General features: G+C 30.3%; 15 protein-coding genes. 13 read left to right on the plus strand and 2 right to left on the minus strand.

Annotation, left to right across the window (positions count from 1 at the left end; all coding sequences use genetic code 11):
* Positions 1 to 2 precede the first annotated feature (2 nt).
* From phoU to panC, 3 genes are read left to right on the plus strand one after another with little or no spacing between them, the layout of a single operon-like run.
* Positions 3 to 680 carry a phosphate signaling complex protein PhoU gene (phoU, locus tag UF10_RS07135; RefSeq protein WP_106777096.1) on the plus strand — a complete coding sequence of 226 codons (678 nt, stop codon included), beginning with the start codon at positions 3 to 5 and terminating at the stop codon, positions 678 to 680.
* A 45-nt stretch (positions 681 to 725) separates the two neighbouring features.
* Positions 726 to 1,748 carry a sensor histidine kinase gene (locus UF10_RS07140; RefSeq protein WP_106777097.1) on the plus strand — a complete coding sequence of 341 codons (1,023 nt, stop codon included), beginning with the start codon at positions 726 to 728 and terminating at the stop codon, positions 1,746 to 1,748.
* A gap of 28 nt (positions 1,749 to 1,776) precedes the next feature.
* The gene (gene panC / locus UF10_RS07145) at positions 1,777 to 2,631 is read left to right on the plus strand and encodes a pantoate--beta-alanine ligase (protein WP_106777099.1); all 855 of its coding nucleotides are present in this window, start codon (positions 1,777 to 1,779) and stop codon (positions 2,629 to 2,631) included.
* Between the two features lie 140 nt (positions 2,632 to 2,771).
* On the opposite strand, the gene UF10_RS07150 is transcribed toward panC, so the two are convergent.
* Entirely contained in the window at positions 2,772 to 4,160 is a 1,389-nt protein-coding gene (locus UF10_RS07150; protein WP_106777101.1) for an APC family permease, read from the minus strand.
* 186 nt (positions 4,161 to 4,346) lie between these two features.
* The gene (locus UF10_RS07155; protein WP_106777103.1) at positions 4,347 to 5,294 is read right to left on the minus strand and encodes an HAD family hydrolase; all 948 of its coding nucleotides are present in this window, start codon (positions 5,292 to 5,294) and stop codon (positions 4,347 to 4,349) included.
* A gap of 630 nt (positions 5,295 to 5,924) precedes the next feature.
* On the opposite strand from UF10_RS07155, the gene UF10_RS07160 reads away from it, so the two are divergent.
* From UF10_RS07160 to UF10_RS07205, 10 genes are all read left to right on the plus strand, one after another.
* Positions 5,925 to 7,355 carry a rhodanese-like domain-containing protein gene (locus UF10_RS07160; protein WP_106777105.1) on the plus strand — a complete coding sequence of 477 codons (1,431 nt, stop codon included), beginning with the start codon at positions 5,925 to 5,927 and terminating at the stop codon, positions 7,353 to 7,355.
* 8 nt (positions 7,356 to 7,363) lie between these two features.
* A complete protein-coding gene (locus UF10_RS07165; protein ID WP_106777107.1) occupies positions 7,364 to 7,807 on the plus strand; it encodes a hypothetical protein in 444 nt (147 codons plus the stop codon).
* A 328-nt stretch (positions 7,808 to 8,135) separates the two neighbouring features.
* Positions 8,136 to 8,657, plus strand: a complete 522-nt coding sequence (locus tag UF10_RS07170) for a hypothetical protein (protein ID WP_106777109.1) — start codon at positions 8,136 to 8,138, stop codon at positions 8,655 to 8,657.
* A gap of 102 nt (positions 8,658 to 8,759) precedes the next feature.
* Positions 8,760 to 9,242 (plus strand): hypothetical protein, encoded by a 483-nt coding sequence (locus UF10_RS07175; RefSeq protein ID WP_106777111.1) that lies wholly within the window; start codon positions 8,760 to 8,762, stop codon positions 9,240 to 9,242.
* A gap of 63 nt (positions 9,243 to 9,305) precedes the next feature.
* Entirely contained in the window at positions 9,306 to 11,330 is a 2,025-nt protein-coding gene (locus UF10_RS07180; protein ID WP_106777113.1) for a DUF262 domain-containing protein, read from the plus strand.
* 223 nt (positions 11,331 to 11,553) lie between these two features.
* Positions 11,554 to 12,531 (plus strand): cell wall-binding repeat-containing protein, encoded by a 978-nt coding sequence (locus UF10_RS07185; protein WP_106777114.1) that lies wholly within the window; start codon positions 11,554 to 11,556, stop codon positions 12,529 to 12,531.
* Between the two features lie 236 nt (positions 12,532 to 12,767).
* Positions 12,768 to 13,829: a cell wall-binding repeat-containing protein gene (locus UF10_RS07190; protein ID WP_106777115.1), complete on the plus strand. Its 1,062-nt coding sequence runs from the start codon at positions 12,768 to 12,770 to the stop codon at positions 13,827 to 13,829.
* Between the two features lie 22 nt (positions 13,830 to 13,851).
* Positions 13,852 to 14,400 carry a dihydrofolate reductase family protein gene (locus tag UF10_RS07195; RefSeq protein ID WP_106777117.1) on the plus strand — a complete coding sequence of 183 codons (549 nt, stop codon included), beginning with the start codon at positions 13,852 to 13,854 and terminating at the stop codon, positions 14,398 to 14,400.
* Between the two features lie 330 nt (positions 14,401 to 14,730).
* On the plus strand, positions 14,731 to 15,087 hold the full coding sequence (locus tag UF10_RS07200; RefSeq protein ID WP_106777118.1) for a GIY-YIG nuclease family protein: 357 nt from the start codon (positions 14,731 to 14,733) through the stop codon (positions 15,085 to 15,087).
* Positions 15,074 to 15,550 carry a DUF6530 family protein gene (locus tag UF10_RS07205; protein WP_106777119.1) on the plus strand — a complete coding sequence of 159 codons (477 nt, stop codon included), beginning with the start codon at positions 15,074 to 15,076 and terminating at the stop codon, positions 15,548 to 15,550. Before UF10_RS07200 ends, UF10_RS07205 begins: the two co-directional genes overlap by 14 nt.
* The last annotated feature ends 4 nt before the right edge of the window (positions 15,551 to 15,554 follow it).

Here is a 15,554-nt window from a genome sequence, read left to right on the forward strand (position 1 = left end):
ATATGCTTAGAAAAACTTATGATGAAGAATTACAACAATTATTTAATAAATTAATAGAGATGGGTTCATTGGTAGAAGATCAAATAAAAAACTCTTTGATAGCACTTGAGGGAAGAGACCTAGACCTTGCTAGTGGAACTATATATAAAGACAGACTAGTAAATCAAATGGAGAGGGAAATAGAAAAAGATTGCTTGAATCTAATCCTTACTCAGCAGCCAGTAGCGACTGATTTGAGGAATATATCTGCTTGTCTAAAAATAGTGACTGACTTAGAGAGAATAGGAGATCACGCTCAGGATATATCAGAGATTTCTATATCTCTAGGAGAAAATAAACTAACAAATGAGCTAGATGAGCTTCATAAATTCTTTGATATTATAAAGGTAATGCTCAAAGATGCCATCGATTCTTTTGTAGCGTCAGATGTTGAATTGGCAAAAAATGCCAAGAAAATGGATGATACAATAGATAAACTGTATATGAATTTTAGAAAAAAAGCTATATCTTCGGCATCAAAAGATCCTGCTTCAGCAGAGGAATGGATAGATTTATTACAAGTGGCAAAGTACCTAGAAAGAGTAGGAGATCACGCAGAAAATATTTGTGAATGGGTAATATTTTCGGTGACAGGTGACTACGTTGAATCTTTAAAGAACCCAAAAAGGATGAGGAGTTAAATTGATATTTTGTGTAGAAGATGATCAAAACATTATGTTAAAGACTTGAAAGATAGAGTTAAAATTACAAATAAGATACTTGATAATATGAATGAAGGTCTGATAATGCTTGATGAAAAGGACAATATAGTAGCAGTAAACAAATCGGCTATCAATCTTTTGGACTCGCCTGATATAGACCATATTGGTATGAATATAATATCTTTGGTTAGGGAAAAAGCCTTTATTGAGGCGATTGAATCAAATAAAAGTAAAACTGTATTTTTGAGTAAAAATGAAAAGTATTTAAATTTACTAGTGTCTGAGTTAAATGATTCAGATGGGAGCATGAGTGGAAAGATAATATTTATTATAGATAATACTCAAAAGTATATAGAAGAAAAGTATAGAAGAGAGTTTTCAGCAAATATATCTCATGAACTAAAAACACCTTTAACTAGTATCAATGGCTATGCAGAGATAATTGCTGAAGGTATGGCCAATGAAGATGATGTAAAAGGATTTGCCAAAACAATATTGATTCAAGGTAGAAAGCTTCTAGAGATGATAGACGATATTATTAAGCTATCAAAGCTAGATGAAGAAGATCTAGAAGAGATTGGATTGGATAAAGTGGAAGTCGATGTCAACAGCATAGCAGAGTCTGTGATAGCTATGGTAGACTCTATGGCCATAGAAAAAAATGTTGAGATAGAGTTTTATCCAAAGAACAAAATTTTAATCAAGTCAGTTGAATCAATGCTTGAAGAGATTTTCTACAATCTTATGACAAATGCCATCAATTATAATATAGACGGTGGAAGGGTAAGATTGGAGATAGAAGATAGAGCTAATGATATAAAAATTTCTGTATCAGATACAGGGATAGGTATAAAAGAAGAGGATGTGCCTAGAATATTTGAAAGGTTTTATATGGTTGATAAGGCTAGAAATAAAAATAATTCAAACTCTACAGGTTTAGGGCTTGCAATAGTTAAGCATATAGTGAAGAGGCTAGGCGGCAAAATAGATGTAAAGAGTGAAATAGGTAAAGGGACCACTATGGAAATCTTTCTTACTAAGAAATAGAAGGGAGAAGGGTTTTACCCTAGTAACTATGAAAATTATAAAAACAATTGATGAAATGAGAGACATATCAAAAGATATATTTAAGAGTTCAAAAGAATTAGGCTTGGTTCCTACAATGGGATATCTTCATGAAGGGCATAAAAGTCTTATAAAAAAAGCTAAGAAAGAAAATGATTTAGTAGCAGTGAGTATATTTGTAAATCCAACACAGTTTGCTCCTGATGAAGATTTGGAAAACTATCCAAGAGATTTAGATAGAGATGCTAAAATATGTGAAGAATTAGGTGTAGACTATATTTTCCATCCAAGGGAAGAAGAGATGTATCCTGAAAATTTCTCTACATTTGTGCTACCTGGAGAGAATATGACAAATATAATGTGCGGAATTACAAGACCAACCCACTTTAGAGGTGTCTGTACTGTACTTACAAAGATATTTAATATTATATCCCCTCAAAGGGCATATTTTGGAGAAAAAGATATACAGCAGTTGGCCATAGTCAAAAGAATGGTAGAAGATATGAATTTTGACATAGATATAGTGGGATGTCCGATTGTAAGGGAAGATGATGGACTAGCAAAAAGTTCTAGAAATAGCTATCTAGATTCAAATGAAAGGGAGTCAGCTAGCATTTTAAGAAAGAGTATTTTAAAGGCTAAGCAGATGATTGAATCAGGAGAAAGAGACGCTATAAGAGTACAGGCGAGCATGATAGAGATGATAGAAAGTGAAGCCTTGGCTAAGATAGATTATATAGAAATATTGGATTTTGAGACATTTCAAAGATTAAAGGTAATACAAAATAAAACATTGATATCTATGGCTGTTTATATAGGAAAGACAAGGCTGATAGATAATATGGTAATAGATTTAAATAAATAACGTACATATCGAAAAACTCATATAAATAATTTACAAACTTAAAGAGGTGTTGTAAAGCCAGCTATCTGGCTACAACACCTCTTTGGGTATTTAGGAGAGCTATATATCTAGCTCTCTATTTAATTTATCAGTAAATTTTATTATTCAATGTTTGTTGCAGGGTCCATTGAGTCTAACTGTATAGTTTCTCCTCCGCCCTTGTTCATCTTTCCTCTTCTAAACCAATAGATAGGAAGACCAAGTGCTGTAACACCAATTCCTATAAATGCCTGATCAGGATTTGTAATCATCTGATTGATAACAACAAATAGTCCACCAGCTATAGCAAGTAGAGGTATTACTGGGTAGAAAGGAACCTTATATGGTCTATGCATATCTGGTGCCTTCTTTCTAAGAACCATAACAGATGCGAATGTAAGTATATAGAAAATCCATATAGTTGCAACAGCTATGTTTGTTAGGAAGTCAAACTTTCCTGATAGTGCAAATACGCAAGATATCACTGTGATAAGTATTGTAGATGCAGCAGGAGTTCCGTTTTTAGTAGTTGATCCCCAAAGGTTTGAAAATGGTAGTGCATTTGTCTGAGCTAGTGCGTATGGCTGTCTTGAAGCAGAGAATAAGTTTGCTCCACAACATCCAAATACAGATACCAAGATACCAATAGTAATGAAAGTACCGCCCATTTTTCCGAACAAAAGGTTTGCTACTTCAGTAGCAGGGGCTTCAGACTTCATCATTACATCTGCAGGAACAACGAATAGATAAGCTACGTTGATTGCTATATAAGTAAGTATGATAACTAAAAGTCCACCTATTAAAGCCTTAGGTAAATCTTTTCCAGGATTTTTCATTTCTCCTGCAATAGCTCCACCATCTATCCAGCCCTGATAAGCAAATAGTGTTGCCAATATACCACCAGCAAGTACTGAAGCTATATTTGCATCTGGTGCAACGAAAGGTCCAAGATTTTGAACTCCATTACCAACTGATGGACCATGTATTAATCCTACAACTACTATGATTGCTAGTGGTATAAGCTTTACCACACCAGCTACAACCTGTACAGCATTTCCTAGTCTTACTGAAATTGAATTCATTATTGCAAGGAATATGATGGTAGCGATTGCCAAAGGGATAGCAGTTTCTGGTCCCCAACCTAAAAGTATAATTGCTGTCTGAGCAAATATTACGGCTAGAGCAGCTATAGTAGCTGGGAATAGTACAAGTGTCTGACACCATCCAACTAAAAATGCTAATGTATCACCAAATCCGGCTCTTACCCATTCTACCATACCACCAGTCTTTGGTATAGCAGCTGATACTTCTGCCGTAGTAAGTGCTCCTAGTATAGATAAAATACCTCCCAAAAGCCATATTAAAAGTCCGATTCCAGGTGCTCCACCTGTAATTGTGTAAATTGCGTGTGGCTTGAAGAAAACACCCGATCCTATAACAAGACCTACAACTAGTGTAAGTGCTGAGAAGAATCCAAGGTTTTTCTCAAGTCCTTGTGATTTCTTTTCCATAGTTAATTCTCCTAAAAAATATTTTTACTACGATATGCTAAAATCATTTTATATCATTTAGGTGAATTATTTATGAATTATTAGAGAACCTAATATGAATATAGGTAAAGTTTGTTTGAAGTTTGTAAAAATTGTGGTATTAACATACAAAAAATAAAAAGACAAGAGAAATACATAAGAAAAAAGCTATTTAGTAAGCAGATAAACTAGCAGATCAAAGAGATTTTTGAAGCTATTAATTTCAAAATCAGGCCTAGAATCTATATTGAGATTACTGTATTTTCTATGGTTTATCCAAATACTTTTATATCCTGCATTGTTGGCTCCGTAGATATCATTTGAATATGAATCACCTATATAAAAAAAGTCATAATCGTGAATAACTTTTTTATTTTTAATGATTTTATTTGTATTTAAATGATTTTGTTTGACGTTTTCAGTGTTATTTAACTCGTTTTTCATATGAATTTTATATGTATTTCTATAATCTTTCGGCAAAAAAAGAGCATTTTTTTCATTATTATTTATAATAGTATTTTCATACATTTTTTTATCAAATTGTTCATTTTTATACTTATTATGCTTGATAATATTATTCTGATTATTCTCCTTTGAGAGTAAATTCTCTAAAATATGCTCTCTGGCATAATCAAAAATCTCCACACTCGGCTTATGAAAGCCCACATCTTCAGAAATAAATATATTTTCCCTTGGAATATATTCTTCTACACCAAGATATGAAATCTTTTCAAACTGTTCTTTATGGGGTCCATTTGAAATAATCCCCATAGGAATTTGATAGTTCTTTAAAAGTTTAAGTGAGTTTTCTACATGTTCATTTAGCTTTATATATTTCTTATCCCTTAGATAAAGTAGTTGAAACTCAAGGGCCTTGCTTTCATCTATTATAATACCATGATCCTTAAAGGCATTTTGTGCTCTGTATATACACATTTCCTCCATAGTAATCTCCCCAAGAAGAGCTTTTTCATAGATTTTGTTGTTGTAGAGTCTAAAGTCTAAAAATATATCATGTATATTAGAAGGTGTATGCCCAAACATATGGAAAAAAGCCAGCTTGAAGGGATCCTCAAGATCATATAGAGTATCATCTATGTCAAATACAAAAATCATAAATCCTCCTTAAATAAAAGTAATCTTAATTCTATTATATAACAGGGGTCAATAATAAATATATATAGAGCTTAGTAAGACTTTATATAAAAAAACAATAGTAAATAGTAAATATTAAAATAGAATAAGTGTCCAGATTAGTAAGAAACTAGTAAAGAATAAGGAAAATAATAAAATTCATAAGAAAGAGTGTTTATAAAAGCTATATAAAGCTTGGTAATATGTTGTATCAAAAGAACAAGAGTAAAATGATAATGGAATAGATGAAGAGCTCAGTAAGAATTAGAGGAGAAGGAAAATAATAAAATATATAGATAGAGATAGATAAGAATATATAGGGATAGGTAAGAAGTGTTTATTGATATAAGACTTAATAAATAACTTAGTAAAAAACGAGCTTAGACTAAAAAGTTACGACAGAAGGGATAGTTTTTAATAAAAGTATATAAAAAGTATATATATTGAATAGGTATTTAGAAGGGTAAATACCTATTTTTTAAAAGAGTGATGAGCTATAGATATTAGCTATTAAATAGAATGTAAGTTATAGATTTAAATTATAAAAAGCTGGATTTTATTAAGTCTTTCTTATACTATAATTAATGTAAAATGAATAGGAGGAAGCAGTAAATGAATATCAAGAAAAAGCTAGGTCTTGCACTTAGTATGTGCGCTGTTTTGGCAATATTATCTGGATGCGGCGAAGAAAAGAAAGCATCTGATGAGAGTAAAAATGTTGATGTAAAAGTAGCAAGCACTCAGGAAGTGGAAGATGCCCTAAAGAGCAAAGATGGGAAAGACATTGTTCTAGATAGTAGAATAAACGATGCTTATAATGGATGGGCAGTTGAAGGAGCAAAGCGTGGAGGACACTTACCAGCTAGCTCGGACTTTTCTGCAGATTGGCTGACAAGTGAATATGACGAAAAGAACAACCTTGAAGGTAGAACAAGAGAAGAAGTATTAAATCTTACTCTAGAACAAAAAGGTTTGACAGCAGATAAAAATGTAATCGTATATGATATTAATGGCAAGGATGCAAATAAAGTTGCGAGTTATCTGATAGAAAAAGGCATCAAAAATGTAAAAACATATAATGCAAAAGAATGGATAAATGATAGTGACAAAGAGTTGGAATCATACAAAAACTATGAACTATTAGTTGCACCAACAGTTGTAAATGAAATCGTAAAAGGAAATACTCCAGAAGGATTTACAAAAGCTAAAAATATTAAGATTTTCGATATTAGCTGGGGAGATGCAAAAGAATCAGGATACACAGAAGGACACGTTCCAAGTGCAGTTCATATAAATACAGACTCTTTTGAACCACCTAAAACAGACAAAGATGGAAACACTTCTTGGAGCCTAGCAGATGATAAAACATTAGAAAAGCTTATACTAGACTCAGGTATTACGGCTGATGATGCTGTAATTTGTACAAGCCCAGAACCTATGGCTGCATCAAGATTTGCAACAATATGCTATTACTTAGGAGTAAAAGATGTAAGAGTGATGAACGGTGGACTTGTTCAGTGGAAATCTTTAGGATATGAACTTGAAAAAGGAGAAAATAAACCAACTCCTGTAAAAGAATTCGGTGAAAAAATTCCAGCTAGACCAGAAGTAATAAACTCACTAGCTGAAATTAAAGAAATCATGACAAGCGATGAAAAGAAAAAGGACTTTACACTAGTAGATAATAGAACTTGGGGAGAATATATAGGAGAAACTACAGGATATTCATACCACAAGAAGAAAGGTAGAATTCCAGGAGCAGTATTTGGACATGCAGGAGTGAAAAACTCTAGTTCAATGAGCTATTATAGAAATATAAATAAAACAATGAGAAATGAAAATGAAATCAAAAATATGTGGGAAGAAGATAATATAAACACTTCAAATCACTTGGCATTTATGTGTGGTAGTGGATGGAGAGCCGCAGAAATATATTGGTATTCAAGAGTTATGGGAATGGAAAACACTTCACTGTACTCATCAGGTTGGATAGATTGGTCAAATGCAAATTACCCATCAGAAATAGGAGAACCTAAAAAGTAGGAATATAGATGAAAAACAGAAAAACAGCAAAATTTATAACAATACTAATAAGCATAATAAATCTATTAATAATAATTTCAATGAGATACTTGGAAAGATTAGCCTATAAAAAAGCCGGTGTAAATCACCATCTTATATTTAAAAAAGCGGAGTATACATTTAAGTATCTAACTCCTAGCAATATCAAAATATTGACATTTTTAACTATAGGACTATTAATAGTTTTTATACTTGTACTTTTAAGAGAAATAAAAAGAAGCAACTTTATAATATTTTTACCATTGATAAATACCATTGTAGCAGGACTTTTATTGGAGTTTTCTCTACACTCAAAATACATGGCAGGAGAGCTGATATATCCATATTGGATATTGGCGATCATACTGTGTATGATTATTTCGCTTGTTAACTATGGGATTAATAAGATATTGTGTAGGAACAAGATTGCTTAGAATTACTACAGCACGGTGGGGAGACTCATCGTGCTGTATTTTTGTGCGGAGGGATTATAGAATAGAATTATTATTTTGCCTATATTCTGATAATAAACTATGTTAGAATATAAATTAAGAAAAGGTAAATTTTTAAAAAGATTTTAAAAGTTTATGAAATAAGAGTATCTAAAATAATAACTTTAAGAGGATAGAGTAGAATAGTTAGATTTTCTATAAGGAGGTAAAAATAAGAGGCTGAAGTTATGATATGTCTTATTAAAAAAAATAATATTTTAAAGTTGTTATTATAAAAATACTTATATATTAAAAGAAGGAGGATTTTGCTTTGAGTAAAATAAAAATTTTTAGTTTGATTTTAGTTTCTGTTTTAATAATGACGGGTTGTTCTTCTGGAAATGGAAAGGTAGACTCCAATAGTGAGAAAATTTCTTCAGAAGAAGCTAGTAAAAAAAAGACTAATAGTTTAGATAAGAAAGAATATGATAAGCCAGTATATGAAGATGATAAGGTAAAAATAGTATTAAAATCGATAGGTAAAGCTCCTGAAGGAAAATATGTTTTTAATGCTGTTGATTTAATGTTTGAGGTAGAAAATAAACTAGAAGAAGACATAGCATTACAAGTAGAGTCATTATCAGTAGATGGAAAGATGGTAGATGCTTCTAACGTAGTTTCAAGTACAAATATACAGGCAAAAAAAATGGCGGATGCATATATTAGTATATCAGATGAGCATGGTTATGAGATTCCAAAAATAAATAAGGATATTGAAGTGAATTTTAATTTATTTAGCTGGGATAACGATGATCTTAGTTATGGGTTTAAAGGAAAAACGGAGTTAGATTAATTAAAAAAAGACACTTTAAGTGTCTTTTTTTATGATATATATATAAATTAAGAGTCGTAAGAGTTGATAATATATAAAAAAATAATTAAAAAGGAGAACAATATGTGCAATAAACTTAATAAGTCAGATCATTATTATGGAGCATTTTTATCTAAAGTATTGGATAATGGGAATAAACCAGCTCTTATGAATAAAGATGAAGGTAGAAGTATATACAAGTTAGATACAGATAATTCACAACAGGAATATACGGTATATATGAAATATGTAACTAATAATAAGGGAGATAATCTTTGGAACTTTACTTTTACAGAAGAAAACTTAAAAGAGATAGAAGAACTTATAGACAAAGAGAATTTAATTTTTGGACTAATAGGAAGTTATAAATCTCTAAATGGAACAGAAATAGCTATAATATATAAAAATGAATTTTCTAAATGTATAGATTTTAAATGTGTTAAAAATAAAAAACAAAGAGTAAGTGTTCTTAAGAAAAAAGGAAGTAGTAAGCTATATATATATGGAACTTTTTTAGATAGAGAAAAAGCTATAGTGATAGAAAGGAACAGAATCAATGAGCTTTAAGGCGATATATGATAAAAATATATTTGTCTTTTAACGATATTTTATTTAAGGGGGGTATTATAAATGCAAGCAAGTCCTATAAAGTTACTAGGATTATTAGAAGATACAAAAACAGTATTTAAAGTACCTGTTTATCAGAGAAAATATGAATGGGGAAAAGAGCAGCTTGAAAAGTATTTTTTGGATATTGAAAGAATTATAAACTCGGATTTTAAAAAGAGACATTTTTTAGGAACGGTTGTTTATGTTCAAAATGAATTACCGGGATTGATGAAAGAGAGAGTAATTATAGATGGTCAACAAAGAATTACGAGTACATTAATACTTTTAAAGGCTATTATGGATATATCCAAAGAGTTAGATTCAAAGGATATTAATTGGATGGAAATAAGAGATACTTATTTAATAAATCCATATGGCAGAGATGATACTGAATACAAACTTATGCCAGTGGATAAAGATAGAGAAGCATATAAAGAACTAATGAATGATAATAAAACAAACTCCATAATTTATAGTAATTATAATGCTTGTAAAATATTTATAGAAAAATCTAAATTTGATATTAAAAGTATTTATGAAGCTTTAGGTAATATTGATGTAGTATATATAGCATTAGATTTAAGTGAGGATCCTCAGATAATTTTTGAAAGTTTAAATTCTACGGGATTATCACTTACAGAATCTGATTTAATAAGAAATTTTATTCTAATGGGATTGGATTATACTAAACAAAGCAGTTTATATAATAATTATTGGAGAAAAATAGAGTCAATTTTACCAAATAAAATAATTTCAGAGTTTATTAGGGATTTTATAACAATGAAACAAGGAATTGTTCCTAATAAAAATAAAGTTTATGATGCATTTAAGGTATATTTTTTTGAAAATAAGTATAGTCCAGAAAGAATATTAGAAGAGCTATTAAAATATTCTTCATATTATGGAAATATAATTAACAGTAGTACAGAAGATGTTGAGGTTAATAATATACTGAATTATATAAATATAATAAAGAATACCGTATCTTATCCATATTTACTAAAACTATTTAATGACTATTATTTTAATAAATTAATAAAAAAAGATGAGTTTTTAGATATTTTAAGGATAATGACTTCTTATATGTATAGAAGAAGCATATGTAACATGCCTAGTAATTCCTTAAATAAAATATTTTCTAAAATGCCAAGTGAAATTGATAAAAAAATAGAAAATGGGATGGGATATGTTGACTCAGTGATTGACTATCTTATGAGTAGGTCGGGAACAGGAATTTTTCCAAGAGATGAAGAATTTAAGAAAAACTTTTTAAATAATGATCTATATAGTAAATCAAACCGATTAGCAAAGATATTATTACATGTTTTAGAAAAAGGAATTCATAAAGAGGTTGTTAATTTAGAAAGTTTATCAGTTGAGCATATACTCCCGCAAACTTTGACAAATGAATGGAATATAGAGTTGGGGAAAAAGGCCCATGAGGTACATATGTTATATAAAAACACAATAGGAAATTTAACTCTTACCAATTATAACTCAGAAATATCAAATAAAAGTTTTGATGAAAAAAAGAAGTATTATAATGAATCTAATATAAAGATAACAAGGGATATTAATAAGTATGAAAAATGGACAGATAAAGAAATATTAGACAGGGCAGATAAATTATTTAAAATAATAAAGAAAATATGGAATATTCCAAAGGATAAATATAGCACTATATCAGATGAAAGGCTTTTACCTGAAGAGGAATATTCTATTAAGGAAAATATTTTAGTAACAGGATATACACCAAAAAAAATAATAATAGATGAGGAAAGCTTTTTAGTTAGATCGTGGAAAGAAATGCTAATGACTACTTGCAAATATTTATATAATCTTGATAGTGATTTGTTTGTATCTTTAAAAAATAATCCTAGATTTAAAAAATTTATCTCTTATAAGAAAGAGAAGCTTAGGAGTCCGAAAAAGGTAAATGGGTTATATGTTGAAACTAATCATAATGCTAAAGATACATTAAGTTATATAGTTTTATTATTTGAAGAATATAAGATTGAGGATATTGTGTACTTTCAGATAAAGTGATAGGAAGTATATTAAAATGAAAAATATAAAGGTTGATAATAGAGCTTATTTAGAAATCGTGTATTTAAATTTAATAAAAGAAAGAGATAATTTGATTGAAAAAATTCTTTTATAATTCTTATAAAAAGTTAAGTTCAAGTGAGTCAGATTTACTTGGCTTTTATGATATTAAGAAGCTTTAGTAATTCTAGTATATGTGTTTATTAAAAGAAGGGAGTTATTTATGAAAAAGTTATTATCAATAGGTCTTGGAGTTATGTTATTCATGTCTAGCATAGGAATATCAAGTGCTGATGAAAGTATCAATATCAGCAGAGTTTCTGGATATGATCGATATGAAACGGCTTTAAATGTAAGCAGGAATAATTTTGAGCATTGTGATTATGTTGTTATTGCAAGTGGTGAAATATATGCAGATGCTTTGTCTGGGGGTAGCTTGACAACTCAAACAAGATCTCCAATTTTACTTACAAAGAAAGACTATATTTCAGAGAGTGTTTTAGATGAGATTTCTAGATTAGAACCAAGTAGAATATTTTTGCTTGGTGGCGAGATGTCTATATCTAATAATGTTCTAAATAAAATAAGAAGTTATACGGGAATAGAAGCTGAAAGAATCTCTGGGCAAAATAGATCAGAGACAAATGCCAAAATAAATGAGTTAAGAACAGATTTATTTATGGGTGAGTATGAAGTAACTAGTAATAACTTTGTTTATGTAGATGGTTATAATTTTTATGACTCTTTATATGCAGCTCCTTATATAGGATATGGCACTGGACAGCCTATCTCATATCTTGTATTGAACAATGGTCCACTCAGAGAATCAGAATTTGACAGATCTATTCTATATTCAATAGGAGACTTTCAAATAATTAAAGATGATCCAAGAGAGCCGATCGAATTTCATTTAAATACAAAGGGAAGAAATAGGTATGAGTCATCAACTTTAATTGCTGAGCAATATGGCTTTAATGTTGATACGGCAATACTAGTAAGTGGAGAGGATTATCCAGATGGACTAAGTGCATCATCTTTGGTGGCTTTATATCATGCACCAGTATTGTTAACACCTAAGAATAGGTTAGATTATTCAACTAGAGAATATATAAAAAAGGCTGGTATAGAGAATATAATTATAGTCGGTGGCGAAAAGTCAGTATCAAAAAATATAGAAAATGAACTAAGAAGTATATATTAGAATAGAAAATAACAATTTTTAAAAAAGAAACTATGAATAGTTATGTATAGCTAAAAAAGCAATCCCCATATAAAATTTTATATGGGGATTGAGTAATATAAAAAGTAGAGTTATAAAGATGCTTTCTATAAAATATTATTTTTCTGAATATTCAAAGTAATTAAAGTGTGCTACAATAAAATTAAAGTTATTGTAAAATTAAGTTATTATTAAGTTATTTAAGAAGGGAGTTATTTATGAAAAAGTTATTATCAATAGGTCTTGGAGTTATGCTATTTATGTCTAGCATAGGAATATCAAGTGCTAATGAAAGCATCAATATCAGCAGAGTTTCTGGATATGACAGATATGAAACGGCGGTCAATGCCAATAAGAAATTTATGGATCATGCAAACGGTAACCTAGCAGTAATAAGTAGTGGAAGTGATTTTAAAACTGCTCTATATGCAAGCCATATGGCATCTGCCTTGAAGGTTCCTTATTTTGTAAACCCTAAGCATGGAGTTAGAACGGATATATTAAATGAAATGCAAAGATTAAATGTCAGTAGAGTCTATGTGGTAGGTGATTACAAAGTGCTAGATAGAAGCGTGGACAATACATTGAAATCTAAAGGAATGAAGCTTCAAAGATTTTATGAAAGATACGAAGCCCTAGAAAATGGGGCTTACTATAAAAGTACTTTAAGCGAACAAGTAGATATGGCAATAATTAATACTTTTTTTCCAGATGATCTAATTAGAGGTGTTTTCTCAAATGCAATTGCTATAAATGACAATAAATTCCCTGATCTACTTTCTTCCATACCGCTAACATCTGAATTGGCAAGCAAATATTTTAAATACATAGTAAATCCTGAAGAGCTGTATGTAGGAATGAATATAGATGAAGGGGCTAATCACTATATGAATATTGGTGGACATAATTCTGTTTCAGCAAAATACAATATAGCTGAGTATATAAATGATGATTTTATAAAAACCGATAAAAATAGAATCTATGGACAAAATAGATATGAAACAGCAGTAGAAGTCGCCAAAGGATACAAAACTTATTTAAATAAAGATATAAAAACAATAGTGTTGGTAAATGGCGAAGATTACCCAGATGCTTTATCGTCAAGTTTAGTAGCAACTCAAAATGATGGAGCAGTCTTGCTTACTCAATCGAATAAACTAAATAAAGATACAGCTAAATATATCAAGGATAGCGGAATAAAAAATATAATCATAGTCGGTGGTGAAAAGTCAGTATCAAAGAGTGTAGAAAATGAATTAAGAAATTTGTATTTAAAATAAATCATTAAGAGGTAAATAAGTCATGAGAAAAGTAGTGTTGTTTATAGCAATGAGTTTAGATGGTTATATAGCAGATAATAGTGGCAATGTCGATTGGTTGGCAGGTGAAGACCCAAACGCAGAAGGATCTGATTCATATGAGAAGTTTGTGGAGACAGTAGATACTGTTGTGATGGGATATAAAACATACAATCAGATAGTTACGGAGCTATCTCCAGATGAGTGGGTATATCAGGGTATGACCAGTTATGTTATCACTCATAGAGATATTAAATCAGATTCAGATGATATAATATTTGTTGGTGAATTTCCTTCTGATTTAATTAGAAAAATCAGAAAAGAAGAAGGTAAGGATGTTTGGATATGTGGAGGAGCGAGTGTCGTTCAAGATCTAGTGGCAAGCAACTTGATAGATGAGTATAGAATATCTATTATTCCTACTATTTTGGGTGAGGGAATATCCCTATTTGGAAATGGTAAGGAAAAAATAGATCTGAGCCTAACAAAGACAGAGACAGATAATGGAATTATTGAGCTAATATATAGGAAAAGAGACTCTATATCTAAATAAATTCCGAAATCTATGATAAAAAATATAGTATAAGAATAAGGTTTTATTTATATGATAGATAGTTTTTATTTTGAACTAGATAAAAAGGTCGACTTGATTGTGCTATATCAATTGTTAAAAATGATATCAAGAGTAGGTAGTTTTTATAGAAAATATTCTATGAAGACAGATTATCAAAAATAATATAAATTGGTTAAAGATGTTGAGTAATTGCTCAACATCTTTTTTATTCTCAAAAATCAGAAGTATTTAATAGATTTTGCCCAAGTCTACGGAGCGTGGATTGTTTATATTCTTCAAAATCTTATAATAGAATGTGAGGTGAGATTAATGGATATTAATAGAAAAAAAGAGTTATTACAAGAGTGGAAAAATCGTCATCCAGAAAAGGGTGTTATATCATTTAGATGTAAGGAAACAGGTGAGTCTTTTTTGGGAATTTCAAATGACACCAAGGCGGATATCAATAGTAGTCGCTTCCAGTTATCAATGGGAGGGCATCCAAATAAAATTCTTCAAGGAATTTGGAATGAGTATGGTGAGGAAAGTTTTGAGCTTTCTGTACTCAAGGTGTTGAAATACAAAGATCCCAGTGATGATCATACAAAAGAGTTAAAAAAACTGATTGAAGAGTGCTTTGAAGAGGATAAGAAAGCGAGGAAATTAAAAAATAATGGAAAAAAATAAAGATATTGTAAAAGATGTTGTAATAGAGTCAAAGGGTTATGATCTTATTGATGGAAGAAATGCCTATCATTCAAATATAAAGCGTTTAACTATGGGAAAACCCACTAGAAAAGAGAATGAAAGCATGGAGATTGCTGTTCAAATTTGGAAAAAAAATGAAGATGGTTCAGAAGAGATTGATATTGAACTGCCAATTCATCAGATTATGGATTTGATGATATTTGTCAGTCGAGGACTTCTTCATTTTAAGGATGCCTATAGGCTGCCTCTACTTTATGACCCAGAGAATCCAGTGATTGAAAGAGTGGGAGTTCAGGGTGGAGTGATGCCAGTGAGTGTTTGTAGTGAAAATCCAGATATCAATAAAGATATTAAAGAGTTTTCTCAGGCTATCAGCAATCTTGGAGAGTTAACAGGTGAAAGAATGCGCACCTTATACCGCATAATTGAAGAAATGGAGTGATATA

Source organism: Peptostreptococcus russellii (assembly GCF_003012055.1).
GTDB classification, from domain to species: Bacteria; Bacillota; Clostridia; order Peptostreptococcales; family Peptostreptococcaceae; genus Peptostreptococcus; species Peptostreptococcus russellii.

What these genes read in the sequence shown, in the direction of transcription:
- phoU (WP_106777096.1), top strand. Translation starts at nt 3, where the DNA reads ATGCTTAGAAAAACTTATGATGAAGAATTACAACAATTATTTAATAAA.
- panC (WP_106777099.1), top strand. Translation starts at nt 1,777, where the DNA reads ATGAAAATTATAAAAACAATTGATGAAATGAGAGACATATCAAAAGAT.
- UF10_RS07150 (WP_106777101.1), bottom strand. Translation starts at nt 4,160, where the DNA reads ATGGAAAAGAAATCACAAGGACTTGAGAAAAACCTTGGATTCTTCTCA.
- UF10_RS07155 (WP_106777103.1), bottom strand. Translation starts at nt 5,294, where the DNA reads ATGATTTTTGTATTTGACATAGATGATACTCTATATGATCTTGAGGAT.
- UF10_RS07160 (WP_106777105.1), top strand. Translation starts at nt 5,925, where the DNA reads ATGAATATCAAGAAAAAGCTAGGTCTTGCACTTAGTATGTGCGCTGTT.
- UF10_RS07165 (WP_106777107.1), top strand. Translation starts at nt 7,364, where the DNA reads ATGAAAAACAGAAAAACAGCAAAATTTATAACAATACTAATAAGCATA.
- UF10_RS07175 (WP_106777111.1), top strand. Translation starts at nt 8,760, where the DNA reads ATGTGCAATAAACTTAATAAGTCAGATCATTATTATGGAGCATTTTTA.
- UF10_RS07180 (WP_106777113.1), top strand. Translation starts at nt 9,306, where the DNA reads ATGCAAGCAAGTCCTATAAAGTTACTAGGATTATTAGAAGATACAAAA.
- UF10_RS07185 (WP_106777114.1), top strand. Translation starts at nt 11,554, where the DNA reads ATGAAAAAGTTATTATCAATAGGTCTTGGAGTTATGTTATTCATGTCT.
- UF10_RS07190 (WP_106777115.1), top strand. Translation starts at nt 12,768, where the DNA reads ATGAAAAAGTTATTATCAATAGGTCTTGGAGTTATGCTATTTATGTCT.
- UF10_RS07195 (WP_106777117.1), top strand. Translation starts at nt 13,852, where the DNA reads ATGAGAAAAGTAGTGTTGTTTATAGCAATGAGTTTAGATGGTTATATA.
- UF10_RS07200 (WP_106777118.1), top strand. Translation starts at nt 14,731, where the DNA reads ATGGATATTAATAGAAAAAAAGAGTTATTACAAGAGTGGAAAAATCGT.
- UF10_RS07205 (WP_106777119.1), top strand. Translation starts at nt 15,074, where the DNA reads ATGGAAAAAAATAAAGATATTGTAAAAGATGTTGTAATAGAGTCAAAG.